The organism is Bradyrhizobium sp. USDA 4452 (assembly GCF_054063575.1).
Genome location: NZ_JBSSGK010000001.1, coordinates 1,156,867 through 1,181,137, shown reverse-complemented (window position 1 = coordinate 1,181,137; position 24,271 = coordinate 1,156,867). Strand labels below are relative to the sequence as shown.

Genomic DNA, 24,271 nt, shown 5'->3' with positions numbered 1-24,271 from the left:
ATGTCTAGACATATAAGTCAAGCATCCCACCTTAAGGGGACGATCGCATGGCAGAGCGTTTCGATCGCATCTGGCACAACGCCCGGCTCGCCACGATGCGTGGCGATCGCGCCGATCTCGGCGAGATCGAGCAGGGCCTGATCGCGGCGCGCGATGGCCGCATCGCCTATGCAGGCGCGCAGTCGGATTTTCCCGTGGATGCGGACGCCGTCGAGCGGATCGATTGCGCGGGCCGCTGGATCACGCCAGGCCTCGTCGATTGCCACACCCATCTCGTCTATGGCGGCAACCGTGCGCACGAATTCGAGCTGCGCCTGCAGGGCGCGAGCTATGAGGAGATCGCGCGCGCGGGCGGCGGCATCGTCTCGACCGTTGCCGCAACCCGCAGCGCGACCGAGGCCGAGCTCGTCGCCGGCGCACTGCCGCGGCTCGATGCGCTGATCGGCGAGGGCGCAACCACCGTCGAGATCAAGTCCGGCTATGGCCTCAATGCCGAGACCGAGATGCGGCAACTTGCGGCGGCACGCGGCCTCGGCCGCCTGCGCCCGATTGCGATCCGCACGTCCTTCCTGGGTGCCCACGCATTGCCGCCGGAAGCCGATGGCGACAAGGACCGCTACATCGATCTGGTTTGCAACGAGATGCTGCCGGCGGTGGCCAAGGCCGGACTTGCCGATGCCGTCGATGGCTTCATGGAAGGCATTGCGTTCTCCGGAGAGCAGACGGCTCGGGTGTTCGCGGCGGCGCGTGCGCTCGGGCTGCCCGTCAAGCTGCATGCCGACCAGCTGTCGAATCTCGGCGGCGCGGCACTCGCGGCAAAATTCTCCGCGCTATCGGCCGATCACCTGGAGCATACCGATGAAGCCGGTGCCGTCGCGATGGCGAAGGCTGGGACGACAGCGGTGCTGCTGCCCGGCGCGTTCTATTTCATTCGCGAAACCCAGAAGCCGCCGGTCGAGCTGTTCCGCAACCACGGCGTCCACATGGCACTGGCGACCGACTGCAATCCCGGCAGCTCGCCGCTGACTTCGCTGCTGCTTGCGATGAACATGGGCGCAACGCTGTTCCGGATGACGGTCGCCGAATGCCTCGCCGGGGTGACGCGGGAAGGGGCGCGGGCGCTCGGCCTGCTCGCCGAGACCGGGACGCTAGAGGTCGGCAAACGCTGCGATCTCGCGATCTGGGACATCGAGCGTCCCGCCGAGTTGGTCTACCGCATCGGCTTCAATCCGTTGCACCGGCGGGTGTGGAGGGGGCAATGAGGAATGCGGCAGCGCCGATTGTCGTAACGCCCGGAACGGTCGGTCTCGACGTGCTGGCACGCGTGCTCGATGGTGCACCGATCGTGCTCGATCCGTCGTTCTGGCCGCGCGTCGAGGCGGCTGCGGAGATCGTGGCCAAAGCGGCGCAGACCGACGTGCCCGCGTACGGCATCAATACCGGCTTCGGAAAGCTGGCCTCGACGCGGATTGCCCCCGACCAGACGGCGCTGCTTCAGCGCAACCTGATCCTGTCGCATTGCTGCGGGGTTGGGCCCGCCACGCCTGAGCCGATCGTGCGCCTGATGATGACGTTGAAGGTGATCTCGCTCGGGCGTGGCGCATCCGGCGTGCGGCGTGATGTCATCGAGCAACTGCAGGGCATGCTGGTGCGCGGTGTCACTCCGTTGGTGCCGCAGCAAGGCTCGGTCGGTGCCTCCGGCGATCTCGCGCCGCTTGCGCATATGACGGCGGTCATGATCGGGGAAGGGCAGGCATTCCTTGATGGCAAGATCGTGCCGGGTCACGAAGCGCTTGCCGCTGCCGGGCTCGCGCCGCTGACGCTCGGGCCCAAGGAGGGGCTCGCGCTGATCAACGGCACGCAGTTTTCGACCGCCTATGCGATTTCCGGCGTGCTGCGCGCGCATCGTCTGGCGCGTGCCGCGCTGGTGACCGGTGCGCTGTCGGTCGATGCGGCGATGGCCTCGACCGTGCCGTTTCGTCCCGAAATTCAGTCCTTGCGCGGCCATGAGGGGCAGATCGCCGCAGCTGCGGCGCTGACCGCCTTGCTCGATGGCAGCGACATCAGGCAATCGCATCTCGAAGGCGACGAGCGTGTGCAGGATCCATATTGCCTGCGCTGCCAGCCGCAGGTCGCGGGCGCCGTGCTCGACCTGCTGGTGCACGCCGCGCGCGGGCTGACGATCGAGGCCAACGCCGTGACGGACAACCCGCTGGTCCTGGTCGAGACCGGCGAGATCGTCTCGGGCGGCAATTTCCATGCTGAGCCGGTGGCGTTCGCCGCCGACCAGATCGCGCTCGCTCTCGCGGAGATCGGCGCGACCAGCGAGCGCCGGATCGCGACCCTCGTCGATCCCGCGCTGAACTTTGGCCTGCCGCCGTTCCTGACGCCCGAGCCCGGCATCAATTCCGGGTTCATGATCGCCGAGGTGACGGCGGCCGCGCTCTATGCCGAGAACAAGCAGCGCGCGATGCCGTGCTCGATTGACTCCACGCCGACCAGCGCAAACCAGGAGGATCATGTCTCGATGGCCGCGCACGCCGCGCGCCGGCTGTCCGACATGGCCGACAACCTCGCGGCGATTCTCGGCATCGAGCTTCTGGTCGCCGCGCAAGGCATCACGCTGCGCGCGCCTCACTCGACCAGCGCGCCGCTCGCGGCAGTCATTGCCGCGCTGCGCGAGCATGTTCCGGCGCTCGCCGCGGACCGCTACATGGCCGACGATCTCGCGCGGGCCGCATCGCTGGTCGAAGCCGACGCGTTGCCAGCCGCTGCGATCGCGGCCCTTTCATCCGATCCGTTTCCAAAACTTGCGTAGCCGACAGGGACATTCATCATGAACCGCAGACTGGATAACGAACGCATCATCCGCGCGCCCCACGGCAGCGAGATCAGCGCGAAGAGCTGGCTGACGGAAGCGCCGCTGCGCATGCTGATGAACAATCTGGATCCGGATGTCGCCGAGCGTCCGAGCGAGCTCGTGGTCTATGGCGGCATCGGCCGCGCGGCGCGCGACTGGGAGAGCTTTGACCGGATTGCCGCCTCCTTGCGCAGGCTCGAAGGCGACCAGACGCTGCTGGTGCAGTCCGGCAAGCCGGTCGGCATCTTCCGCACCCATGCGGATGCACCGCGCGTCCTGATCGCGAACTCGAACCTGGTGCCGCATTGGGCGACGCTCGATCATTTCAACGAGCTCGACCGCCAGGGCCTGATGATGTTCGGCCAGATGACGGCAGGCTCCTGGATCTATATCGGCAGCCAGGGCATCGTGCAGGGGACCTATGAAACGTTCGTCGAGGTCGGCCGGCGGCACTACGGCGGCAGCCTCGCCGGCAAATGGATCCTCACCGCGGGCCTCGGCGGCATGGGTGGCGCGCAGCCGCTGGCGGCAACAATGGCCGGCGCCTCGATGCTCGCCGTGGAGTGCCAGCCGAGCCGCATCGAGATGCGGCTGCGGACAGGGTATCTCGACCGCCAGGCGACGACGCTCGATGAAGCGCTGGCGATGATTGCCGACGCGACGAAGAGCGGGACGCCTGTCTCGGTCGGCCTGCTCGGCAATGCGGCCGAGATATTTCCGGAGCTGGTGCGCCGCGGCGTGCGCCCGGGCATCGTCACCGACCAGACCAGCGCGCATGATCCGATCAACGGCTACCTGCCCAAGGGATGGACGCTCGCCGATTGGGAGGCGCGGCGCGCCGCCGATCCGAAGGCGGTCGAGACGGCGGCCAAGACTTCGATGGTCGATCACGTCCAGGCCATGCTGGATTTCCACGCGCAGGGAATCCCGACGCTCGACTACGGCAACAACATCCGCCAGATGGCCAAGGACATGGGCCTGAAGCAGGCGTTCGATTTCCCGGGTTTCGTGCCGGCTTATATTCGTCCGCTGTTCTGCCGCGGCGTCGGGCCGTTCCGCTGGGCGGCGCTGTCGGGCGATCCCGAGGACATCTTCAAGACCGACGCCAAGGTCAAGGAGCTGATGCCCAACGACGGCCATCTGCACAACTGGCTCGACATGGCGAAGGCGCGCATCAAGTTTCAGGGACTGCCGGCGCGGATTTGCTGGGTCGGTCTCGGCGACCGCCATCGCCTGGGCCTTGCCTTCAACGAGATGGTGGCGCGCGGCGAGCTCAAGGCGCCGATCGTGATCGGCCGCGATCATCTCGACAGCGGCTCGGTGGCAAGCCCGAATCGCGAGACCGAGGCGATGCGCGATGGCTCCGACGCGGTGTCGGACTGGCCGCTGCTCAACGCGCTGCTCAATTGTGCGAGCGGCGCCACCTGGGTGTCGCTGCATCACGGCGGCGGCGTCGGCATCGGCTATTCGCAGCACGCCGGCATGGTGATCGTCGCTGATGGCACGCCGGAGGCGGCGCGCCGGCTCGAACGGGTGCTGTGGAACGATCCGGCGACGGGGGTCATGCGCCACGCCGACGCCGGTTATGAAACCGCGATCGAATGCGCTCGCGCCAACGGGCTCGATCTGCCGAGCTTGCGCTGACGGCGGCCGTTGGTTCGGGAGTCATTTGCAATTCAGGCGCATCACCTGATCGGAGCTGCATAGCCTAGCGCGCAATCGCTGTGCGGCTCTCAACCTTCTGGTTGATGTCCGCGAGGTGACCGGCAGCCTTGATGCGGCAGACCTGCGGTGCGGCTACCTCAGATAGATGCTCCGCTGTGCGCTGCACCTGTGATCCGTCGCTGGCGACTTCCCGATTGCCTGCTTTCGCGTCAGCGGCGCTGACAGGATGAGCTGCCTGGGCGCTTGTCTCACGGCAGGCGACATGCAATCTTCCGCCCCCGGCAATGCTGTTCGAGAGCAACAAGAACAATAATCCCTCTCGTCCCTCCAATTCTGTCGAGGGCCTGATCATGTCGAACCCTATTCAAGCGACCTCCGCTCCGTGGCGGATAGGCGTGCTGTTCTCGCGAACCGGATTCATGTCGGTGATCGAGGAGACCCAGTATCAGGGCACGCAGCTTGCGATCGAGGAGGTGAACGAGGGAGGCGGGGTCTGCGGGCGCGAACTGGTTCCCGTCGCCTATGATCCCGGCTCGGATTCGGCCGCCTATGGCCACTATGCCAAACGGTTGATGGTCGAGGATCAGGTCAGCACCATCTTCGGCTGCTACACCTCGTCGAGCCGCAAGGCGGTGCTGCCCGTGGTCGAACGGCTGAACGGCCTGCTTTGGTACCCGACGCTCTATGAGGGGTTCGAGGCGTCGCCGAACGTCATCTACACCGGCGCCTCGCCGAATCAGAACAGCCTCGCGCTGTGCCGCTATCTGATGGATACGTTCGGAACACGATTCTATTTCGTGGGCTCCGATTACATCTATCCGCGCGAATCCAACCGGGTGATGCGGGAACTGCTGAAGAGCAACGGCGGCTCGGTGGTCGGCGAGCGCTACGTCAACGTCTACGCACGCTGGCAGGACTTCGTTCCGATCATCCAGGACATCAAGCGGGTCAGACCCGATGTGATCTTCTCGACCGTCGTGGGGGAGGGCACGGTCTTCCTCTATCAGGCCTACGCGAATGTCGGGCTCGACCCCAAGCAAGTGCCGATCGCCAGCCTGACCACGACGGAAGCCGAAATCGCCGCCATGGGCTTCGACGTCGGCGAAGGACATGTCACCGCGGCATCCTATTTCCAGGGCGTCGAGGGCAGCGCCAACAACGCGTTTGTGCAGCGCTTCAAGAAGCGGTTCGGCGCCGATATCTCCACCAACATGTGCGCCGAGGCATCCTATTTCCAGCTGCATCTGTTCGCAAAGGCGCTAGAGCAAGTCAATTCGCTCGACACCGAAGTGCTGCGCTCGATGGTGTTCGGCACCAGCTTTGATGCACCGCAAGGTGCCGTCACCGTCAACCCTATGTCGGGTCATACCGATCTGTGGACCCGCATCGGACGCGCCAACCGCCAGGGCCAGTTCGATGTCGTCAGCCAGTCGAAGGAGCCGGTGCATGCGGATCCGTTCCTGATCGGATATGGTCGTGCAACGCAAACAGGAAGCGTCCAATGAACGAGCAGTCGCGTAAGCCGTCGCTGAGCCGAGACGTCGGCGGACGCAAGACCATGGTGCAGGAACTGGCCGATCTGTCGGCCGTCGTGGTTGCGCCGGTCGACGATCAGGTCGGCATGTTGCTGCGCGAATTGCAGCGGTTCAGGATGCGGGTGCGTCAGGTCTGGCCGATGCCGGAGAGCGTACCGGCCGATGCCGACGTGGTGTACTGCGAATACTCGCCGGATCTGGCGCGGCGTCTGCCGTGGATTCCGGGCGATGCGCGTTCCGCGCTGGTGGTGATCCTGCCGGCGACGGAAACCGTTCACGCCGACGCGCTGTGTCATGCGACGCCCAACGCGGTGCTGCCGCGGCCGTTCACGCAGAATGCCGTGTTGTCCAGCCTGGTGCTGGCGCGCAGCCAGTTCAGCTACGAACGGCGGCTGCGCAGCAAGATCGAGAAACTCGACGACAATCTGCGCTCGATGCGCACGGTGGAGCGCGCCAAGGCCATTCTGATGGCGACGCGCCAGATGCCGGAAACCGAAGCCTACGGATTCATCAGACGACAGGCGATGGATCGTCGCGTGTCGGCAAGTGCAGTCGCCGCGGCGATTGTTGACTCGTTCGAACTGCTTGGCTACGATCATCAACAGTAAGCCCCAATAGCGGGGCCGGCGGCGACAGCGCCGCCTTCGACACAACCGGCAACAAAGCCCTCCCAATGCTCGCGTCAGCGCGCATCGGGAGGGCTTTTTGTTTTTTCAGTCCTGAAGGGAGCTTAAGGATGAGCATTTCACGGCGGACTTTGCTGAGGAATACAGCGGCGCTTGGCGCGTTTGCCGGCGCCGGACTGCCGCATATCTGGATCAAGAACGCCGACCTCGCCTACGCCGCGGGCGGCGAGATCAAGGTCGGCGTGCTGTTCTCGCTGACGGGAACGACTGCGATCATCGAGGAATCGCTCAACAAGGCGACGCTGCTTGCGATCGAGGAAATCAACGCCGCCGGCGGCATCAAGGGCAGCAAGATCGTGCCGATCGTCGAGGATCCGGCGTCCGATCCGGCGACCTTCTCGGAGAAGGCGCGCAAGCTCGTCGTCGGCGACAAATGCGTCAGCGTGTTCGGTTCCTACACCTCGGCGAGCCGCAAGGCGGTGCTTCCGGTGTTCGAGCGGCAGAACAACCTCTATTGGTATCCGACGCTCTACGAGGGCCGCGAGTGTTCCAAGAACGTCATTTACACCGGCGCGGTGCCGAACCAGCAGCAGGACGAGTTCGTACCCTGGCTGGTCAAGAAGTTCGGCAAGAAGTTCTATCTGATCGGCTCCAACTACATCTATCCGAAGGAAGAGAACAACTACTGCAAGAAGCTGCTCGAGAAGCTCGGCGGCGAGGTCGTGGCGGAAGAATATGTGCCGCTCGGCCATTCCGAATTCTCGTCCGTCATCAACAAGATCCGCGCGACGCAACCGAACGTGATCTTCTCCACCGTGGTCGGCGATTCCGTGGTGGCGCTGCATCGTCAGTACAAGGCGGCCGGTCTCGATCCCGAGAAGATGCCGATGGCGAGCCTGACGACCTCCGAGAACGAGGTCGCGGCGATGGGCGGCGAAGCCGCCGCCGGTCACTTCACCTCGGCGCCGTACTTCATGGTGCACAAATCGCCCGAGAACGAGAAGTTCGTCGAGGCCTACAAGAAGCGCTGGGGCGCCGACAAGGTGACGCATTTCGTCTCGGAGGCCTGCTACTTCCAGACCTATCTGTTCAAGCAAGCCGTCGAAAAGCTCGCGACCAGCGACCTGACGCCGCCGAACATCCGCGATGCGGTCAAGGGCGAAGGAATGATCGCGCCGCAGGGCAAGGTCCAGATCGAGCCGGATAATCTGCACACCTGGCTGTGGCCCAAGATCGCCCAGGCGAAGTCGAACGGCCAGTTCGAGATTCTGGTCGAGGCCAAGGATTGGCTGAAGCCGGTGCCTTACGCGGCCTATCCCGGGCAGTCCTGCACCGAGAAGGGCTTGGTCGAGAAGAGCTGACGGGGGCCGACGACGGCCGTCGGCGTGCGGCGCCGGCGGCCGGCTTCCGGCAACGAAAGCGGTCTCTCGCACACATGCGAGAGGCGCAGGACGCACCAAATCGAATATCGAAAGCGGATCCCGACGTGGACCAATTCATTGAACAAATCGTCACAGGCCTCAGCATCGGGTCGATCCTGCTGCTGGTGGCGCTGGGACTGTCGATCATCTACGGCTCGATGGGCATCATCAATCTCGCTCATGGCGAGTTCGTTATGCTCGGCGCTTATGCCGCCTGGGTGTTCCATACCTATCTCGGGCTCGGCCTGCTCGCGAGCCTCCTTCCGATCTTCCTGGTGGTTGCAACATTCGGCTGGGTCATCGAGCGCTACGTGCTGAGCCTGCTCAACAACCGGCCGCTCGACACCATCCTCGCCACCTGGGGCGTCGGCATCATGCTGCAACAGGCGGTGCGGCTGATGGTCGGCAGCGAGCTGCGCTATGTGCAGCTGCCGCCGGCGCTGTCCGACAGCATGGACGTGTTCGGCATCCCGATATCGTCGTATCGGGTGTTCCTGTTCGTCGTGTCGATCGCGCTGTTCGGGGCGACCTGGGTGCTGATGAACCGCACGACAGTGGGAATGAAGCTGCGCGCCATCATCCAGGACCGCTCGGTCGCAGCTTCCTTCGGCATCAACGCCAAGCGGGTCTATGCGCTGACCTTCGCCTATGGCGCGGGGCTTGCAGGGCTTGCCGGCGCGCTGGTGTCGCCGCTCAAGAGCGTGTCGCCCGACATGGGCACCGGCTACGTGGTCGACGCCTTCATGGTGGTTGTGCTCGGCGGCGTGCAGAGCCTCGCTGGCACCGTGGCGAGCGCCTTCATCCTCGGCGAACTCTCCGGCGGCATCGCCTTCCTGCAGAACGACACGGTGGCCAAGGCGATCGTGCTGCTCGCCATCGTCGTGCTCATCCGTTTCCGCCCCGAGGGGCTTTTCACCGCACGCGTGCGGACCTGAGACAGATCGCTCATCTATGCCGTCGAATGCTTCCAACTCCAACGGATTGCAGCGCCTGATCGCGCAGCTTGCACCCCTGCTGATCGTCTGCGCCGTGGTGTTTGCGCTCCCGGTGCTGCTCAACAACGACTTCCTGCTCAACAAGGTCGCGCGCTATCTGGTGCTCGGCATCCTCACGATATCGCTCGGGCTGTCCTGGGGCTTCGGCGGCATCCTGAATCTCGGCCAGGCGATGAGCTTCGGGCTCGGCTCCTACGCCATGGCGATGGCGCTGAAGCTCAAGACCGTGCCGGTGCATACGGGGGCCAGCGGACTGCCGGACTTCATGGTCTGGAACAACGTCCAGCATCTGCCGTGGTTCTGGGAGCCGTTCCGCTCGCTCGGCTTCGCCATCGCGGCGGGCCTGCTCGTGCCGGCGCTGGTTGCGGCCGCACTCGGCTGGTTCATGTTCCGCGGACGGGTCACCGGTGTCTACGTCTCGATCATCACGCTTGCGACCATGGTGGTGATCAATCTCGTGATCATCGACCAGCAGAGCTACACCGGCGGCTTCAACGGCATCACCGATCTCGCCCAGCTCGAGCTGTTCGGCGTCGCGTTCGATGCCTATGGCCGCGCGACCTACTACCTCGTCGCCGGCTGTGTGCTGCTCAGCCTGCTGGTCGCCTTTGCCTTCACCAAATCCAGGGCTGGCCTGATCGTGCAGGCGATCCGCGATCACGAGAGCAGGGTGCGCTACTTCGGCTACGACGTCGCGCTCTACCAGATCTTCGTGTTCGCGCTGTCGGCCGCGATCGCAGGCCTCGCCGGCATGCTCTACACGGTGGTGATGGAGTTCGCTTCGCCGACCTTCCTTGGCGTGCAGCTCTCGCTCTCGGTGGTGGTGTGGTGCGCCGTCGGCGGCAGGCAGAGCCTGGTCGGTGCGTTCCTCGGCGCGGTGCTGGTCGCGGGCATGCAGGGCGCGCTGTCGGAATCCGCGGCGTTCCTGGAAACCTGGACGTTGGTGATGGGCGCGCTGTTCGTGCTTGTGGTGCTGTTCCTGCCGAAGGGGCTCGCCGGCCTCGCGCAGGCCAACTGGCGCTGGGTTGCCCAGCGCAGACGGGCTGCAGGTAGCGCGGTCGCACGAGGTGTCAGCCAGACGGAGGGCAGCACATGAGTTCGCATCTCGACCTCCGCGACGTCTCGGTCAGCTTCAACGGTTTCAAGGCGCTCAATTCGCTCAACATGAGCGTGCGCAAGGGCGAGCTACGCTGCCTGATCGGGCCGAACGGCGCCGGCAAGACCACGGCGCTCGACATCATCTGCGGCAAGGTCAAACCGAGCGCCGGCACCGTCAGCTTCGACGGCACCGCGCTGCAGGATCTCGAGGAATACGAGATCGCGCGCGCCGGTGTCGGCCGCAAGTTCCAGGTGCCGAGCGTGTTCCGGGAGCTCTCGGTCAGCGACAATCTCGAAGTGGCGCGGGCGCGCCGCACCTCCGTGCTGGGCAATCTGCGCTGGAACATCGGCCACTCCGGCCGGGAAGACATCGAACGTCTCGCCGAGCTGGTCGGGCTCACCGAGCAACTCGACCGGCCGGCCGCCTATCTGTCGCACGGCCAGACCCAGTGGTTGGAGATCGGCATGCTGGTCGCCCAGGACGCCGAACTGATCCTGATGGACGAGCCGACCGCGGGGATGACGGCGCAGGAAACCCGCAAGACCGCCGAGCTTTTCGTACGGCTGAAGGGCAAGCACACACTGATCGTGGTCGAGCACGACATGGGCTTCGTCAAGGCGATCGGCGACATCATCTCGGTGATGCATATGGGCCAGATGCTGGCCGAGGGCACCGCGGCGGAAGTCGAGGCGCATCCGGAAGTCCGCCGCGCCTATCTCGGATCGGGAGGCATCAGCCATGCTTGAGCTGACCGACGTCGACGCGTTTTATGGCAACAGCCGCGCGCTGCAGGGCATCAACCTGATGGTCGGCAACGGCGAATTCCTGTCGGTGCTGGGCCGCAACGGCGTCGGCAAGACCACGCTGATGCGGAGCATCCTCGGCCTGATGGACCGGTGCACCGGGCGCCTGTCGCTCGACGGCGCCGACATCTCGCCGCTGCGGACCTATCAGCGTGCCAAGGCGGGCATCGCCTATGTGCCGCAGGGCCGCGGCATCCTGCCGAAGTTCACCGTGCGTGAGAACCTGACGCTCGGAACCTTTGCGGCGAAGTCGGCCAACGGCATCGAGGAGTGGGTGCTCGATCTGTTCCCGGTGCTCAAGGACTTTCTCAATCGCTATGGCGGCAATCTCTCCGGCGGCCAGCAGCAGCAGCTTGCGATCGCGCGGGCGCTGCTTGCCCAGCCCAAGGTCATCCTGCTGGACGAGCCGACCGAAGGCATTCAGCCGAACATCGTCGAGCAGATCGAGGACGTGATCACCCGCCTCAACCGCGAGCGCGGCATCACCGTCGTGCTGGTCGAACAGAATGTCGCGTTCGCGCGGCGAGCGTCTCACCGCTTCGCGTTGCTCGAAAAGGGACGCGTCGTCGCCAAGGGCGCAATCGGTGAGCTCACCGATGATCTCATCCAGCTGCACATGGCCGTGTAGCGGGAACTATCGTTCAGAAAGGGAGTCGAGACATGTTGCATGGAGATATATCGAGCAGCAAGGACACGGTCGGCGTCGCCGTGGTCAACTACAAGATGCCGCGCCTGCACACCAAGGCCGAGGTGCTGGATAACGCGCGCAACATCGCCAAGATGGTCGAGGGCATGAAGCTCGGCCTGCCGGGCATGGATCTCGTGATCTTCCCGGAATACTCGACCCACGGCATCATGTACGACTCCAAGGAGATGTACGAGACGGCTTCGTCGGTGCCGGGCGAGGAAACCCGCATCTTCGCCGACGCCTGCCGCAAGGCCAAGGTCTGGGGCGTGTTCTCGCTGACCGGCGAGCGCCACGAGGAGCATCCCAACAAGGCGCCGTACAACACGCTGATCCTGATGAACGACAAGGGCGAGATCGTCCAGAAGTATCGCAAGATCATGCCGTGGGTGCCGATCGAGGGCTGGTATCCCGGCGACTGCACCTACGTCTCGGAGGGGCCGAAGGGTCTCAAGATCAGCCTGATCATCTGCGACGACGGCAACTACCCGGAGATCTGGCGCGACTGCGCGATGCGCGGCGCCGAGCTGATCGTCCGCTGCCAGGGCTACATGTATCCGGCCAAGGAGCAGCAGATCCAGATCTCGAAGTCGATGGCCTGGGCGAACAATTGCTACGTCGCGGTCGCCAACGCTTCCGGCTTCGACGGCGTCTATTCCTACTTCGGCCATTCCGCGCTCATCGGATTTGACGGAAGGACGCTCGGTGAGTGCGGCACCGAGGAGAACGGCATCCAATACGCCCAGCTCTCGGTCTCGCTGATCCGCGACGCTCGCCGCAACATGCAGTCGCAGAACCATCTCTTCAAGCTGATGCATCGCGGCTACACCGGCCTGATCAACTCCGGAGACGGTGACCGCGGCCACGCGGTCTGTCCGTACACCTTCTACAAGAACTGGATCACGGATCCCGAAGGTACGCGGGAGATGGTTGAAGCCATGACCCGTCCGACCGTCGGCACCGACGAATGTCCGATCGAGGGGATTCCGAACCAGAAAGTCGCACATCGTTGATTGGAGAAGTCGGGCTGTGCCAGCGCGATTCGCGCCGGCACAGCTCCGAAGCTGTTGCAACGGGAAACGGGGGTTACCATGAGCAGCGAAGCAAATAGCGGGCTGGTGCATCAGTCCGAGGGGCAGATCGACGACCTTCTCGGCCATGAATTCGAGCACGAGCCGGTGCCGATCAGCGCCCGGCGCAGCGCCTTCTCGGTCACCATGGTGTGGCTGGGCTTTCCGATGATCATCACCGGCGCGATGACGGGATCGTTGCTGGTGCTGGGGATGGGCTTCAAGAATGCCCTGGTGGCGATGATCATCGGCAATCTGATCATGTTCGCCTATGTGGGCGCGCTCGGCCTGATCGGCACCAGGCGCGGCATGAACTTCGCGCTGATCGCGAGCATCGTATTCGGCAAGAAGGGCTATGTGCTGGCGTCGGGCCTGCTGTCGACCCTGTTGCTCGGATGGTATGCGGTGCAGACCGGCATCACCGGCGCATTGATCTCCTCGACTTATGGCCTCAACTATGTAGCGATGACCATCGTCGCCGGCGTGCTTTATATCGGGATCACCTTCGTCGGCGTGAAGGGATTGCACTATATCGGGCTGGCGTCGGTGCCGCTCTTTGTCGTCCTCGGCCTCTGGGTCGCGGCCGATGCCGCCTCGACCACGACGGCAGCGGCGATTTTCAGCTATGCCGGGAATAATGGCGTGGCTAGCATGTCGATGGGCGTCGGCCTGACGGTGGTGCTTGCGCTGTTCATCGACGCCGGCACGGTGACCGCGGACTTCAACCGCTGGGCGCCGAGTCCACGGGCGTCCTTGTTGGCCACCTTCAGCGCGTTTCCGTTCGCCAATCTGGTGGCGATGCTGGTCGGCGGCGTGATGACGGCTGCGCTTGCGGTACCGAATGCCAACCCGTTCGGCGTCGACAACATGTTCGGCTACATGAACGGCAAGCAGCTCACCTGGCTCAGCGTTCTCGCGTTCATCTTCCTCTACGCCAATCTCGGTTCGGTCTGCTCGCATTGCCTGTACAACGCGGCCACCGGCTGGTCGCGTATTCTCGGCACCAACATGCGGCTGATGGCCGTGATACTCGGCGCCATCGGCATCGTCGTCGCCGCGGGCAACGTCTGGGCGTTCTTCATCCAGTGGCTATCGCTGCTCGGCATTCTCGTGCCGCCGATCGGCGCGATCATCCTGGTCGATCAATATCTGTTGCGCACCGGGTCGCGCGCGGACGCGGACTGGCGCGCGAAGCCGTTCATTGCATGGGGCATCGGGTCGCTGTGCGCCTTTGCGGTTGAAAATCTGATGCCGGGGTTGTCCACTGCGATATCAGCCGCGCTGGTCGCCGGCATCGTGTATGGGGCGATTGCGCGGGTGAAATCCACCGAAAAGGTGGTGCGTCCCGCATAAGCGACAAGCTCGATCAAGCAAGAAGGGTACATCAATGGGCGTCGACTATCAGATTTATGATCTCGGCAATCTGACCTTGCAGCGCGGTGCGACCCTCCGCGACTGCAAGCTTGCCTACAAGACCTTTGGCCAGCTCAACGCGGCCAGGGACAACGTGATCGTCTATCCGACCTGGTACTCCGGCCAGCACTACGACAATGAGTGGCTGATCGGGCCGGGCATGGCGCTCGATCCGGCGAAATACTTCATCATCATTCCCAACATGCTTGGCAACGGCCTGTCGTCGTCGCCGAGCAACACGCCGGAGCCGTACAACGGGCCGCGCTTTCCGCAGGTGACGGCCTATGACAATGTCCGCGCCCAGCACCGGCTGGTGACCGAGAAATTCGGCGTCAAGCACATCCGGCTGGTGGTCGGCTGGTCGATGGGCGCGTTGCAGACGTTCCATTGGGGCGCGCTCTATCCCGACATGATGGATCTCTTGGCGCCGTTCTGCGGCTCCGCGAAATGCTCGCGGCACAACTATGTATTCCTCGAAGGCGTCAAGGCCGCACTCACGGCGGATGCAGCATGGAAGGAGGGCTGGTACACCGACAAGCCGGCCCGCGGCTTGCGTGCCGCCGCGCGGGTCTATGCCGGCTGGGGCTTCTCGCAGGCGTTCTATCGCGAGCAGCTCGACATCAAGACGATGGGCTATTCGTCGCTGGAGGATTTCCTGGTGGCGTTCTGGGAGGGCTTCTTCCTGCCGAAGGATCCCAACAACCTGCTGACCATGCTGTGGACCTGGCAGAACGGCGACATCAGCGCCAACGAGATCTACAACGGCGACTTCAAGGCTGCCTTGAAAGCCATCAAGGCCAAGGCTTATGTCATGCCGGGGCAGACCGATCTCTACTTCCCGCCTGAAGACAGCGAGAACGAGGTCGCGAACATGCCGAATGCCAAGTTCGTGCCGGTGCCGTCGATCTGGGGCCATTTCGCGGGCGGGCCGGGGACCAACCCGGTCGATGTCGCCTTCATCGATACCAAGCTCAAGGAACTGCTTGCATCGTGATGTCAATCCGTTGCGAACGGCTGCCTGCGCGATCATGGGAGGCGTGAGCTTGTCCAATCCCGCTTTGCTGCTCGACCAGTACCGCATCCGGCAGGAGCCGTATTACCGGCCGCTGAAGGATGAGGTCGAACTGTTCGGTGCAGCCTATGCGAACCGCATGCCGGTGATGCTGAAAGGCCCCACCGGCTGCGGCAAGACCCGCTTCATCGAATATATGGCCTGGCGGCTCGGCCGCCCGCTCATCACGGTCGCCTGTCACGAGGACATGACGGCGGCGGATCTGGTCGGACGCTGGCTGCTCGATGCGGAGGGTACGGTGTGGAGCGACGGGCCGCTGACGACGGCGGTGCGTCTCGGCGCGATCTGCTACCTCGACGAGATCGTCGAGGCGCGCCAGGACACGACGGTCGTGATCCATCCCTTGACCGACGATCGGCGCGTGCTGCCGCTGGAAAAACGCGGCGAGTTGATTTACGCGCATTCCGACTTCCAGCTCGTGATCTCCTACAATCCGGGCTACCAGAGCGCGATCAAGGACCTCAAGGAATCCACCAAGCAGCGCTTCGCGGCGCTGGATTTCGGTTACCCCGACCGGTCGGCGGAAACCGAGGTGGTATCGCGCGAGGCCGGCATCGAACCCAATCTCGCCGATCTCCTGGTAAGGATCGCCCAGCACAGCCGCAACTTGAAGGGCCAGGGTCTCGACGAGGGCGCTTCGACCCGGATGCTGGTCAATGCCGGCCGCTTGATCGGATGCGGCATCAGCCTCGAAAAGGCCTGCGAAACCACGATCGTCGTTCCCCTGACTGACGACGTGGACACCAGGAACACGCTGCGTGACGTGATTGCGGCCTCTGCGTGAATGGAAGCCGGGAGGTGGCGGTCGCGCAAATCAGTTCGCTCGATGGTTTCCGATCCGGACGCCGGCTTGCGGCACTGTTGCGCGGCCACGACGAGATCGCCGCGGCGGTGCAGACAGCGCGGGCCGCCTTGCAGCGCATCAGTCCGTTCGGTCGTCTGGCGGCCTGGGACGAGTCGGTGCACGACCTGTTCGAGGCCAATCTCGGCCAGGCCGTGGTTCTCGGCTTTCTGAAACTGTCGGAGCAATGGCCGGCGCAGCGATCGATCGATGATCTGATCGCGATCGGCCGCGCTGTTGGCGATATCGGCCGCAGCGCCGGGAGCCGCGCCGCCCATGGGGCGCTGACCGAATTGTCCAAAGTGCTGCCACGGCTTACGGGCGCTGGAGAACTCACCGCCGTTCTTGCTGTCCTTGGCCAACTCGCGGATGCAGGCCCGGAATCGGTGGGCCTTGCGATCGGCCGGCTGGAGCCGCTGCTCGCGCATGCCGGGGCCGACGATTTTTCCGCCTGGGTTTCGGCCGGCCTGCGCGCAAGCGGTGGCCGCGCATCGCGCCGGCGCTCTTATTTCGCGCTCGACGATCCGCTCTCGGTGCGGCTGTTCGCGGTAGGCCGGACCGGCGATGATTTCGCACGGCTGGAGAAGCGCCTCGCCGCAACCACGATCGCGCTGTGGAACAGGAAGCCGCGCTTCCGCAAGCTTGCCATAGCGCCGACGCCGGTGCCGCGGCGCGCCACGCTCGCTGCCGGCCTGATCGGGCTCCCGGAGACTTTCCCTGGTTACGCGGGCGAGGAGGCTGACACCCTCTATCTCGCCGCGGTCGCGCATGCCGGCGCGCATCTGGTGCATTCCACGGTCCGCTTTCCCGTGGGACGGCTGAAGGCGCTGCAGATCGCGCTGGTCGCGCTGATCGAGGATGCAAGGGTCGAGACGCTGGCGCTGCGCGAGATGCCCGGGCTGCACCGGCTGTGGTTGCCGTTTCACAGTGCGACGCCAACGAGCCAGGCAACTGCCGCCGGATTGATGACGCGGTTGGCGCGGGCGCTGATCGATTCGGACTATCAGGATCCGGATGCGTGGGTGACCAAGGGCCGCACGCTGTTTGCCGATGCCGCCGCCCGCTGGATTGATCCGACCATCAGCCGCGAGATCGGCGGGCTGCTCGGCAACGACATCGGGCAGATGCGGCTGCAGTTCAATGCCAGGAGCTACGTCGTCGAACCGGCCTATCGCGACGACAATCTGGCGCTGTGGGATTTTGGCGATCAGCCGGACAGCCCGACCGAGACGATCGAGCTTGCGGTCGATTCGGTGCGAATGGAGCGGCGCGACGACGCCGATGGCCAGCCCACCGACGACAACGCGAAGCACGACGAGACGCTGCGCGCGAAGGCCGCAACGGTGACCCTGCTGGACGGATTTCCGGTCGCGACCTACCCGGAATGGGACTATGTCACGCGCACCGAGCGGGCGGACTGGACCACGATCCTGGAGGCTGATGCCGCCGTCTCCCCGCAGCCGTTCGACCCTTCGACGGATGCCGAGGCGATGCGCTGGATCACCGAGCTGACCCGCGACGCCTCGGTCGGTCGCCGCATCAGACACAAGGGCCAGCGCGACGGCGACGCGCTCGACATCGACGCGGCGATCGCGCTGACGATCGAGCGACGTGCCGGCAGTATCAGCGAGCCCAGGGTCTACCAGCGCGATGCGCCGGGGCCGCGTGATCTTGCCGTCCTGCTGCTGCTCGACCTGTCGCAATCGACCGCGGACCGCGATCGTCGCGGCCGGACGGTTCTCGACGTCGAGCGCAAGGCGGCCGCGATCATGGCAACGGCGGTTGAGGCCGCCAATGACGCGATCGCGGTGCACGGTTTCAGCTCCGACGGCCGCGAGCGTGTGCGCTATCTCCGCATCAAGGGCTTCGAGGAGCCGATGGACGCCGTCGTGCGTTCACGTCTCGCGGGCCTTGGCAGCAGCCATTCCACCCGGCTCGGTGCCGCGTTGCGCCACGCCGGGGGCTACCTCGCGGGGCGACGTGCGTTCCGCAGGGTGTTGCTGGTCCTGACCGACGGCGAGCCGTCCGACGTCGACGTGCCCGACCCGCATTATCTGGTCGAGGACGCGCGGCGTGCCGCTCAGCAGCTGCGCCGGCGCGGCACCGATATTTTTGCCTTCGGCATCGGCGAGGACAGATTTCCGCAGCTCGATCGCATTTTCGGCGAGCGCCATGCGCTCCGGGTGCCGCGCATCGAGGTATTGCCGCAACGGGTGATGCAGCTTTATGCGGAACTGAAGAAATAGCCGCCGGCGCTAGCCGGTTGCGCGGGGCAGCGCGCCGTTCGCCGTGATCTCGGCCGAGAGCTCCTCAATGGTCTTGCGCTGCTCCATGGCGGCGCGCCGGATCAGCGCGAAGGCGGCCGGCTCGGCCAGCGCGTGGGTGTGCATGATCTGAAGGACGGCGGCGAGCACGACGCGGCGCGACCGCAGACGCTGTTCGAGCTTGAGCACCTGCTGCTTCAGCTCGCTGGTGCGCTCGCTTCGCTCGAAGGCGAGGACGAGCGCGGCATAGATGCCGGCCGAGCGCAGCGGCTTGACCAGGAATGAGGCCGGATCGAGCTCGAGCACCAGCTTCAGGCGGCTCGGCGTCTCGGTGCCGAGCAGGGCGATCACCGGGCTTCGTCCAAGCGATGCGCGCTGCGGAGGGGAGGTCAGCGGCAGGAACTCGTCGTCGATCAGCGTCACATCCGGCCGGCAGTCGATCTTGGCGCCGGGCTCCCATGTGACGATGTCGATCCCGAGACGCTCGAACTGGCGCTTGACGATGGTGGCGTCACGCTCGTCCTTGATGGCGACGAGCGCCCTGCGTCCGCGTAGCGAAAATGACGATGGTTTGCTCATTTCACGACCCGCAAATGCGGCGCATTCGGCAACGTTCCATCCCTTGCAGGGCCGGCGGCGATGTCGAGCTGCGTCAGGTAGGGATCCGGTTTAACCGGAGCTTCAGCTTCCCAGAAGATGTCAAACTGTCCTTCGGCGTTGGAGACGGCGAGCCGCGGCGTCAGGACGCAGTGGTTGTTGCTGCCGTCGATCCAGACCGGACCTTGCGGCGAATTGTAGCGATAGCCGGCCGCGGCGCGCCGCACCTCGCCGATATCGGACGTGCCGGCGCGCTGGAGCGCGCGGGCCAAAAGATAGACCGCGACATAAGCGGATTGTCCGTCCACCGACGGGCTGCTGTGGTCGCCGTGACGCGCCTTCCAGCGCGCGACGAAGGCCTGGTTCTCGGGCAGGCGGATGCTCTCGAAATATGCGGATGAGGTGATGCATCCGGCCGATGCTGGCCCAACGATCTTGAGCTCCGGCTCGCACAGGCTGCAGCTGACCATCGGAATCTTGAGGCCCGCAGCCATGGTCGCGGCATGAAAGGCACGAATGAACTCGTAGCTCGAACTGCCGACCAGCGTATTGAAGACCACCGGCGGCCGGCGGCGCACGATCTCGTCGACGATGTGACCGACGGCGCTCTCGCCGAGTTCAAGCAGCCGTTCGGCAAGAATGCGGCCCCCCGCCGCCGTCGCCAGCTCGCGGGTGACGCGATTGGTCTCCCAGGACCAGACATAGTTGGAGCCGACACAGAAAATCTCGCGCGACAGATTGTCCAGCACGTAACGCACCAGCGGCAGCACATTGTGATTGGGCGAGGCGCCGACATAAATGACGTTGTCGGAGCATTCGAACCCTTCGTAGCGGGCGGGATGCCAGAGCAGACGATCGGTGCGCTCGACGATCGGCAGCACCTGTTTGCGCGACGCCGAGGTGTAGCAGCCGACAATATGCTCGACGCCGACATTGCGAATGAGGTCGTCGCAGGCGGTGTGATACTCGGAAACCACTCCACGGGGATCGCGGACATGCGCCGATAGCGAGAAGTCGAACCCGTCCTGGCTGTTGATCTCGTCGACCGCCATCATCGAGCTCTTCAGCAGCTCGCGGCCCATCGCCTGATAGGGGCCGTGCTGCGAGCAGATGATGCCAACGGGAATGGACGGTTTTGTCATCGACGACTTTCAGCGCAACGCGCGAAGGAAATCATCTTCGCAGAGGTCGGTGCAAGAGGTCATGCTGATTTGCTGCGCATGCACCTTGCGAAATTTGTGCAGCCAGCCTCGTTGACAACGCGCTGCACATCTCCTTAGAATTTTCTCCTACAGGGCTACCTGTCGAACCCAGCGCGCGTCGATTTGGCCGATGACGTCCCGATCGCCGCGCAGAGTGCTCCGTTCGATCCAGGCCCCACGCGATAGTTCATAGCCGCGGCATTTGAGCCATTCGTCACCTTCGTTTCGGAGGGGCGGGTGGCTTTTTGCTTTTGCCGCCAAACAAATTGGCGACACGTCCGTGTCGCCAAGCCGGAGGCGCATGTGCGGTGATAGGCGGTGCCTGCGCTTGCGTCATGCCAAGTGCGGGGAAGAGAAACGATGCCGACGACGGAACTTCACTATCTCGGACTGATCGAGATCGGTCAGCAAATCCAGGCCGGGAAGCTCTCGCCGGTCGAGGTGACCAGGGCGATGCTCGGACGGATCGAGCAGCTCGACGGCAAGCTCAAGAGCTACGCTTATGTGATGGGCGATGCTGCGCTCACGGCAGCGGCGGCAGCCGAGAAGGAGATCGCATCCGGCAAGATCAAGGGGCGGCTGCACGGCGTGCCGATCGCCGTCAAGGATCTGTGCTGGGCCAAGGGCGCGCCGGCCGCGCACGGCATGACCATTCATCGCGACTTCCGTCCGAGCGAGGATGCCACGGTGGTCGCGCGGCTGAAGGATGCCGGCGCAGTTATTCTCGGCAAGCTGCAACAGACCGAGGGGGCCTATGCCGATCATCACCCGAAGATCGATCCCCCGAAAAATCCATGGAATGCCGATCTGTGGTCCGGCGCATCGTCGAGCGGCTCCGGCGTCGCCACCGCGGCGGGGCTTTGCTTCGGATCACTTGGAACCGATACCGGCGGCTCGATCCGGTTTCCCTCGGCGGCCAACGGCATCACCGGGCTGAAGCCGACCTGGGGACGTGTCAGCCGTTATGGCGCGTTCGAACTCGCCGCAACACTGGATCACATCGGGCCGATGGCGCGCAGCGCGGCCGATTGCGGTGCGATCCTCGGCGTGATCGCGGGCCAGGATCCCAAGGACACCACGTCGGTGCCGCTCGCCGTGCCGGACTATCTCGGTGGTCTGTCCGGCGACTTGCGCGGCGTGACGATCGGGGTCGACCGGCGCTGGACCAGCGAGGGCACCGACGAGGCTGCTGGCAAGGTGCTCAGCGAAGGTCTGCGGGTTGCCGCCGATCTCGGCGCCAAGATCAAGGACGTCGCGTTCCCCGATCCGAAGGCGGTTATCGAGGACTGGTTCCCGCTGTGCGGCATCGAGGTGGCCGTTGCGCACGAAGAAACCTATCCAGCGCGCAAGGACGAATATGGTCCGGCGCTCGCCGGCCTGCTCGATCTCGGCCGGGCACAGTCCGGCATGGACTATCAGAAGATCGTGCTGCGGCGTGAAGCGTTTCGCGGCGCGGTGCGGCTGCTGTTCGAGACGGTCGATCTGATCGCGGTGCCAGCTCAGGCGTTCGCCGCGCCGACCTTGGCCAAGATGGCGGCGCTCGGTGAGGACCCGTCGCTGATCACCGGGCTGCTGCGCTTCACCTGTCCGTTCGACATGACCGGCAGCCCAACCGTGACGCTTCCCGGCGGTTTTGCGCCGAACGGCGGTCCGGTCGCCTTCCAGTTCGTTGGCCGTCACTTCGACGAGGCAAGTCTCGTCCGTGCGGGCGATGCCTTCCAGCGCGTCACCGACTGGCACAAGCGCCATCCCGCGATCTGAGTTGAGGAGCCGTTCGCATGACAGAAGACTGGTTGAAGAGTTCCATCATGGCCAGACGGGCCGTCGCCAAAGGCGCGACCGGCACGACCCATAGTTTGACGATCGAGCAGCAGGGCGGCTTCCATTACGTCTATGGACCCTATGCCAAGCCGACGCTGTCGATCGATCCGGGCGGGGTGGTCGTCGTCGAGACCGAGGATGCCTTCGGCGGCGTGCTCACCAGCGAAAGCGACAGCCCCACGGCGAAGCTGAACTTCCCCTACCTGAACCCGCAATGCGGGCCGATCGCGGTCAAGGGTGCCAGGAAGGGCGATTGCCTTGCGGTCTATATCCGCGACGTCGAGACCCGCGGCGCGCAGCCGGCCGGCACGACCTGCATCATTCCGGAGTTCGGCGGCCTGGTCGGGACTGCATCGACGGCGCTGCTCAATCCGCCGCTGCCGGAGCGCGTCAAGAAACTGCATGTCGACCGCAACGGCGTGCGCTGGAACGACAAGATCACGCTGCCCTATGAGCCGTTCATCGGCACCATCGGCGTGTCGCCCGAGATCGAGGCGATCTCCTCGCTGCAACCCGACTATCACGGTGGCAACATGGACCTGCCCGACGTTGCGCCGGGGGCGATCATCTATTTTCCGGTGCATACCGAAGGCGGGCTGCTCTATGTCGGCGACTGTCACGCCACGCAGGGCGACGGCGAGCTCTCGGGCGTCGCGCTCGAGCAGCGCGCCACCGTGACCTTGCAGATCGATCTGATCAAGAACTGGAGCTTCGCCTGGCCGCGGCTCGAGACGCGCGACTTCATCATGACGATCGGCAGCGCGCGGCCGCTCGAGGACGCGGCGCGGATCGCCTATCGCGAGCTCGTGCGCTGGATGAGCGCCGATTACGGCTTCGACGAGATCGACGCCTACATGCTGCTCAGCCAGGCCGGCCGCATGCGGCTCGGCAACATGGTCGACCCCAAATACACGATGGGGGCGTCGATCCTGAAGAATTACCTCAAGGCGTGACGTCCAACATCTTTCAACAAGGAACATCGCGATGAATTCGGGGCGTATATTGGGAATGGCTTTGCTTGGTGCCGTGCTCGGGACGACTGCAATAGGTAGCGCTCAGGCGGCCGACCCGCCGCTCAAGGTCGGCTTGCTGGAGGACGTCTCCGGCGATCTCGCGTTCATGGGCATGCCGAAGCTGCACGGCTCGCAGCTCGCGGTCGAGGAGATCAACAAGAGCGGCGGCATTCTCGGCCGCCAGATCGAGCTGATTCACCTTGATCCCCAGGGTGACAATGCCCGCTATCAGGAGTTCGGCCGCCGGCTGCTCAACCGTGACAAGGTCGACGTGCTGATCGGCGGTATCACCTCGGCGTCGCGCGAGGCGTTGCGTCCGATCGTCGATCGCACCACCACGCCATACTTCTACACCAACCAGTATGAAGGCGGCGTCTGCGATGCCTCGATGGTCAGCATGGGCGCGGTGCCGGAGCAGCAGTTTTCGACGCTGATCCCCTGGATGGTCCAGAAGTTCGGCAAGAAGGTTTACGTGATCGCCGCCGACTACAATTTCGGCCAGATCTCGGCGGAGTGGAACCGCAAGATCATGAAGGATCTCGGCGGCGAGGTCGTGGGCGAGGAGTTCATCCCGCTCGGCGTCTCGCAATTCGCGCAGACGATCCAGAACATCCAGAAGGCGAAGCCGGATTGGCTGCTGACCATCAATGTTGGCGCGGCGCAGGACTCGTTCTTCGAGCAGGCGGCCGCCGCCAATCTCAACCTGCCGATGGGGTCCTCGATCAAGGTCATGCTCGGCTTCGAGCACAAGCGGTTCAAGCCGCCGGCGCTCAACAACATGCATGCGACCGCCAACTGGTTCGAGGAGATCGACACGCCCGAAGCCAACGACTTCAAAAAGCGCTGGCACGCCAAGTTCCCCGACGAACTCTATATCAACGACATGGGCTACAACGCCTACAACGCGCTCTACATGTACAAGGAGCTGGTCGAGAAGGCCAAATCGACCAAGCTCGAGGACATGCGCAAGGTGATCGCGACCGGCGATGCCTGCATCGACGCCCCCGAGGGCAAGGTCTGCATCGATCCGAAGAGCCAGCACACGTCGCACCGCATGCGCCTCATCTCTGTCGGACCCAAGCATGAGGTAACCGTCGAGAAGGACTACGGGACAATCCAGCCGTATTGGCTGGGCGAGATCGGCTGCGATCTCACCAAGAAGAACGACAAGGACCAGTACACGCCGAGTCATCTTCCCAGCAAATCGTGATGCAGGCGGGCACGAATCTTGCTCGTGTTTTGCATCTCGGGTTTGAGGCGAACCGGCGCCGCAACGATGCGGCGCCGTG

20 protein-coding genes are annotated in these 24,271 nt (G+C 64.5%); 18 read left to right on the top strand and 2 right to left on the bottom strand.

The features are described from left to right. Positions 1 to 47 precede the first annotated feature (47 nt). The 15 genes from hutI to ACVISU_RS05790 all read left to right on the top strand — a co-directional run bounded on the left by hutI (position 48) and on the right by ACVISU_RS05790 (position 18,331). Positions 48 to 1,262, top strand: a complete 1,215-nt coding sequence (hutI, locus tag ACVISU_RS05860; protein ID WP_456706306.1) for an imidazolonepropionase — start codon at positions 48 to 50, stop codon at positions 1,260 to 1,262. After that, on the top strand, positions 1,259 to 2,818 hold the full coding sequence (gene hutH / locus ACVISU_RS05855) for a histidine ammonia-lyase (protein ID WP_456706305.1): 1,560 nt from the start codon (positions 1,259 to 1,261) through the stop codon (positions 2,816 to 2,818). Before hutI ends, hutH begins: the two co-directional genes overlap by 4 nt. Before the next feature lie 18 nt (positions 2,819 to 2,836). Continuing rightward, positions 2,837 to 4,504 carry a urocanate hydratase gene (gene hutU / locus ACVISU_RS05850; RefSeq protein ID WP_456706304.1) on the top strand — a complete coding sequence of 556 codons (1,668 nt, stop codon included), beginning with the start codon at positions 2,837 to 2,839 and terminating at the stop codon, positions 4,502 to 4,504. Between the two features lie 371 nt (positions 4,505 to 4,875). Further along, positions 4,876 to 6,030 carry a transporter substrate-binding domain-containing protein gene (locus ACVISU_RS05845; protein ID WP_050400285.1) on the top strand — a complete coding sequence of 385 codons (1,155 nt, stop codon included), beginning with the start codon at positions 4,876 to 4,878 and terminating at the stop codon, positions 6,028 to 6,030. Further along, positions 6,027 to 6,668: an ANTAR domain-containing protein gene (locus ACVISU_RS05840; protein ID WP_050400089.1), complete on the top strand. Its 642-nt coding sequence runs from the start codon at positions 6,027 to 6,029 to the stop codon at positions 6,666 to 6,668. Before ACVISU_RS05845 ends, ACVISU_RS05840 begins: the two co-directional genes overlap by 4 nt. A gap of 128 nt (positions 6,669 to 6,796) precedes the next feature. After that, positions 6,797 to 8,047: a transporter substrate-binding domain-containing protein gene (locus ACVISU_RS05835; protein ID WP_050400090.1), complete on the top strand. Its 1,251-nt coding sequence runs from the start codon at positions 6,797 to 6,799 to the stop codon at positions 8,045 to 8,047. Between the two features lie 125 nt (positions 8,048 to 8,172). Then, a complete protein-coding gene (urtB, locus tag ACVISU_RS05830) occupies positions 8,173 to 9,042 on the top strand; it encodes an urea ABC transporter permease subunit UrtB (RefSeq protein ID WP_456706303.1) in 870 nt (289 codons plus the stop codon). Between the two features lie 16 nt (positions 9,043 to 9,058). Then, positions 9,059 to 10,198: an urea ABC transporter permease subunit UrtC gene (gene urtC, locus ACVISU_RS05825; protein ID WP_456706302.1), complete on the top strand. Its 1,140-nt coding sequence runs from the start codon at positions 9,059 to 9,061 to the stop codon at positions 10,196 to 10,198. Next, the gene (gene urtD, locus ACVISU_RS05820; RefSeq protein ID WP_456706301.1) at positions 10,195 to 10,947 is read left to right on the top strand and encodes an urea ABC transporter ATP-binding protein UrtD; all 753 of its coding nucleotides are present in this window, start codon (positions 10,195 to 10,197) and stop codon (positions 10,945 to 10,947) included. Before urtC ends, urtD begins: the two co-directional genes overlap by 4 nt. Continuing rightward, positions 10,940 to 11,632 carry an urea ABC transporter ATP-binding subunit UrtE gene (urtE, locus tag ACVISU_RS05815; protein ID WP_456706300.1) on the top strand — a complete coding sequence of 231 codons (693 nt, stop codon included), beginning with the start codon at positions 10,940 to 10,942 and terminating at the stop codon, positions 11,630 to 11,632. Before urtD ends, urtE begins: the two co-directional genes overlap by 8 nt. Positions 11,633 to 11,664: 32 nt before the next feature. After that, on the top strand, positions 11,665 to 12,702 hold the full coding sequence (locus ACVISU_RS05810; protein WP_016845713.1) for an aliphatic amidase: 1,038 nt from the start codon (positions 11,665 to 11,667) through the stop codon (positions 12,700 to 12,702). A gap of 78 nt (positions 12,703 to 12,780) precedes the next feature. Further along, a complete protein-coding gene (locus tag ACVISU_RS05805; RefSeq protein WP_456706299.1) occupies positions 12,781 to 14,112 on the top strand; it encodes a purine-cytosine permease family protein in 1,332 nt (443 codons plus the stop codon). A 34-nt stretch (positions 14,113 to 14,146) separates the two neighbouring features. Continuing rightward, entirely contained in the window at positions 14,147 to 15,166 is a 1,020-nt protein-coding gene (locus tag ACVISU_RS05800; RefSeq protein ID WP_456706298.1) for an alpha/beta fold hydrolase, read from the top strand. Positions 15,167 to 15,200: 34 nt separating this feature from the next. Continuing rightward, a complete protein-coding gene (locus ACVISU_RS05795) occupies positions 15,201 to 16,028 on the top strand; it encodes an AAA family ATPase (protein ID WP_456706297.1) in 828 nt (275 codons plus the stop codon). 14 nt (positions 16,029 to 16,042) lie between these two features. Further along, complete coding sequence (locus ACVISU_RS05790; protein ID WP_456706296.1) at positions 16,043 to 18,331, top strand: VWA domain-containing protein; 2,289 nt, start codon at positions 16,043 to 16,045, stop codon at positions 18,329 to 18,331. 9 nt (positions 18,332 to 18,340) lie between these two features. On the opposite strand, the gene ACVISU_RS05785 is transcribed toward ACVISU_RS05790, so the two are convergent. Together ACVISU_RS05785 and ACVISU_RS05780 are read right to left on the bottom strand one after the other, a co-directional pair. Then, entirely contained in the window at positions 18,341 to 18,928 is a 588-nt protein-coding gene (locus ACVISU_RS05785) for an ANTAR domain-containing response regulator (protein ID WP_050400105.1), read from the bottom strand. Continuing rightward, a complete protein-coding gene (locus ACVISU_RS05780) occupies positions 18,925 to 20,088 on the bottom strand; it encodes a transporter substrate-binding domain-containing protein (protein WP_456706295.1) in 1,164 nt (387 codons plus the stop codon). Before ACVISU_RS05780 ends, ACVISU_RS05785 begins: the two co-directional genes overlap by 4 nt. A gap of 420 nt (positions 20,089 to 20,508) precedes the next feature. Here ACVISU_RS05780 and ACVISU_RS05775 point away from each other — a divergent pair, with 420 nt between their 5' ends. Genes ACVISU_RS05775 through ACVISU_RS05765 form a run of 3 tightly spaced genes read left to right on the top strand, consistent with a single transcriptional unit; the run spans position 20,509 to position 24,192 of the window. Further along, on the top strand, positions 20,509 to 21,909 hold the full coding sequence (locus ACVISU_RS05775; protein WP_456706294.1) for an amidase: 1,401 nt from the start codon (positions 20,509 to 20,511) through the stop codon (positions 21,907 to 21,909). Positions 21,910 to 21,926: 17 nt separating this feature from the next. Continuing rightward, positions 21,927 to 22,922, top strand: coding sequence for an acetamidase/formamidase family protein (locus tag ACVISU_RS05770; protein ID WP_050400109.1), 996 nt, complete (start codon positions 21,927 to 21,929; stop codon positions 22,920 to 22,922). Positions 22,923 to 22,977: 55 nt separating this feature from the next. Next, a complete protein-coding gene (locus tag ACVISU_RS05765) occupies positions 22,978 to 24,192 on the top strand; it encodes an urea ABC transporter substrate-binding protein (RefSeq protein ID WP_456706293.1) in 1,215 nt (404 codons plus the stop codon). Positions 24,193 to 24,271: the final 79 nt, after the last annotated feature.

What these genes read in the sequence shown, in the direction of transcription:
- hutI (WP_456706306.1), top strand. Translation starts at nt 48, where the DNA reads ATGGCAGAGCGTTTCGATCGCATCTGGCACAACGCCCGGCTCGCCACG.
- hutH (WP_456706305.1), top strand. Translation starts at nt 1,259, where the DNA reads ATGAGGAATGCGGCAGCGCCGATTGTCGTAACGCCCGGAACGGTCGGT.
- hutU (WP_456706304.1), top strand. Translation starts at nt 2,837, where the DNA reads ATGAACCGCAGACTGGATAACGAACGCATCATCCGCGCGCCCCACGGC.
- ACVISU_RS05845 (WP_050400285.1), top strand. Translation starts at nt 4,876, where the DNA reads ATGTCGAACCCTATTCAAGCGACCTCCGCTCCGTGGCGGATAGGCGTG.
- ACVISU_RS05840 (WP_050400089.1), top strand. Translation starts at nt 6,027, where the DNA reads ATGAACGAGCAGTCGCGTAAGCCGTCGCTGAGCCGAGACGTCGGCGGA.
- ACVISU_RS05835 (WP_050400090.1), top strand. Translation starts at nt 6,797, where the DNA reads ATGAGCATTTCACGGCGGACTTTGCTGAGGAATACAGCGGCGCTTGGC.
- urtC (WP_456706302.1), top strand. Translation starts at nt 9,059, where the DNA reads ATGCCGTCGAATGCTTCCAACTCCAACGGATTGCAGCGCCTGATCGCG.
- urtD (WP_456706301.1), top strand. Translation starts at nt 10,195, where the DNA reads ATGAGTTCGCATCTCGACCTCCGCGACGTCTCGGTCAGCTTCAACGGT.
- urtE (WP_456706300.1), top strand. Translation starts at nt 10,940, where the DNA reads ATGCTTGAGCTGACCGACGTCGACGCGTTTTATGGCAACAGCCGCGCG.
- ACVISU_RS05810 (WP_016845713.1), top strand. Translation starts at nt 11,665, where the DNA reads ATGTTGCATGGAGATATATCGAGCAGCAAGGACACGGTCGGCGTCGCC.
- ACVISU_RS05805 (WP_456706299.1), top strand. Translation starts at nt 12,781, where the DNA reads ATGAGCAGCGAAGCAAATAGCGGGCTGGTGCATCAGTCCGAGGGGCAG.
- ACVISU_RS05800 (WP_456706298.1), top strand. Translation starts at nt 14,147, where the DNA reads ATGGGCGTCGACTATCAGATTTATGATCTCGGCAATCTGACCTTGCAG.
- ACVISU_RS05795 (WP_456706297.1), top strand. Translation starts at nt 15,201, where the DNA reads ATGGGAGGCGTGAGCTTGTCCAATCCCGCTTTGCTGCTCGACCAGTAC.
- ACVISU_RS05785 (WP_050400105.1), bottom strand. Translation starts at nt 18,928, where the DNA reads ATGAGCAAACCATCGTCATTTTCGCTACGCGGACGCAGGGCGCTCGTC.
- ACVISU_RS05780 (WP_456706295.1), bottom strand. Translation starts at nt 20,088, where the DNA reads ATGACAAAACCGTCCATTCCCGTTGGCATCATCTGCTCGCAGCACGGC.
- ACVISU_RS05775 (WP_456706294.1), top strand. Translation starts at nt 20,509, where the DNA reads ATGCCGACGACGGAACTTCACTATCTCGGACTGATCGAGATCGGTCAG.
- ACVISU_RS05770 (WP_050400109.1), top strand. Translation starts at nt 21,927, where the DNA reads ATGACAGAAGACTGGTTGAAGAGTTCCATCATGGCCAGACGGGCCGTC.
- ACVISU_RS05765 (WP_456706293.1), top strand. Translation starts at nt 22,978, where the DNA reads ATGGCTTTGCTTGGTGCCGTGCTCGGGACGACTGCAATAGGTAGCGCT.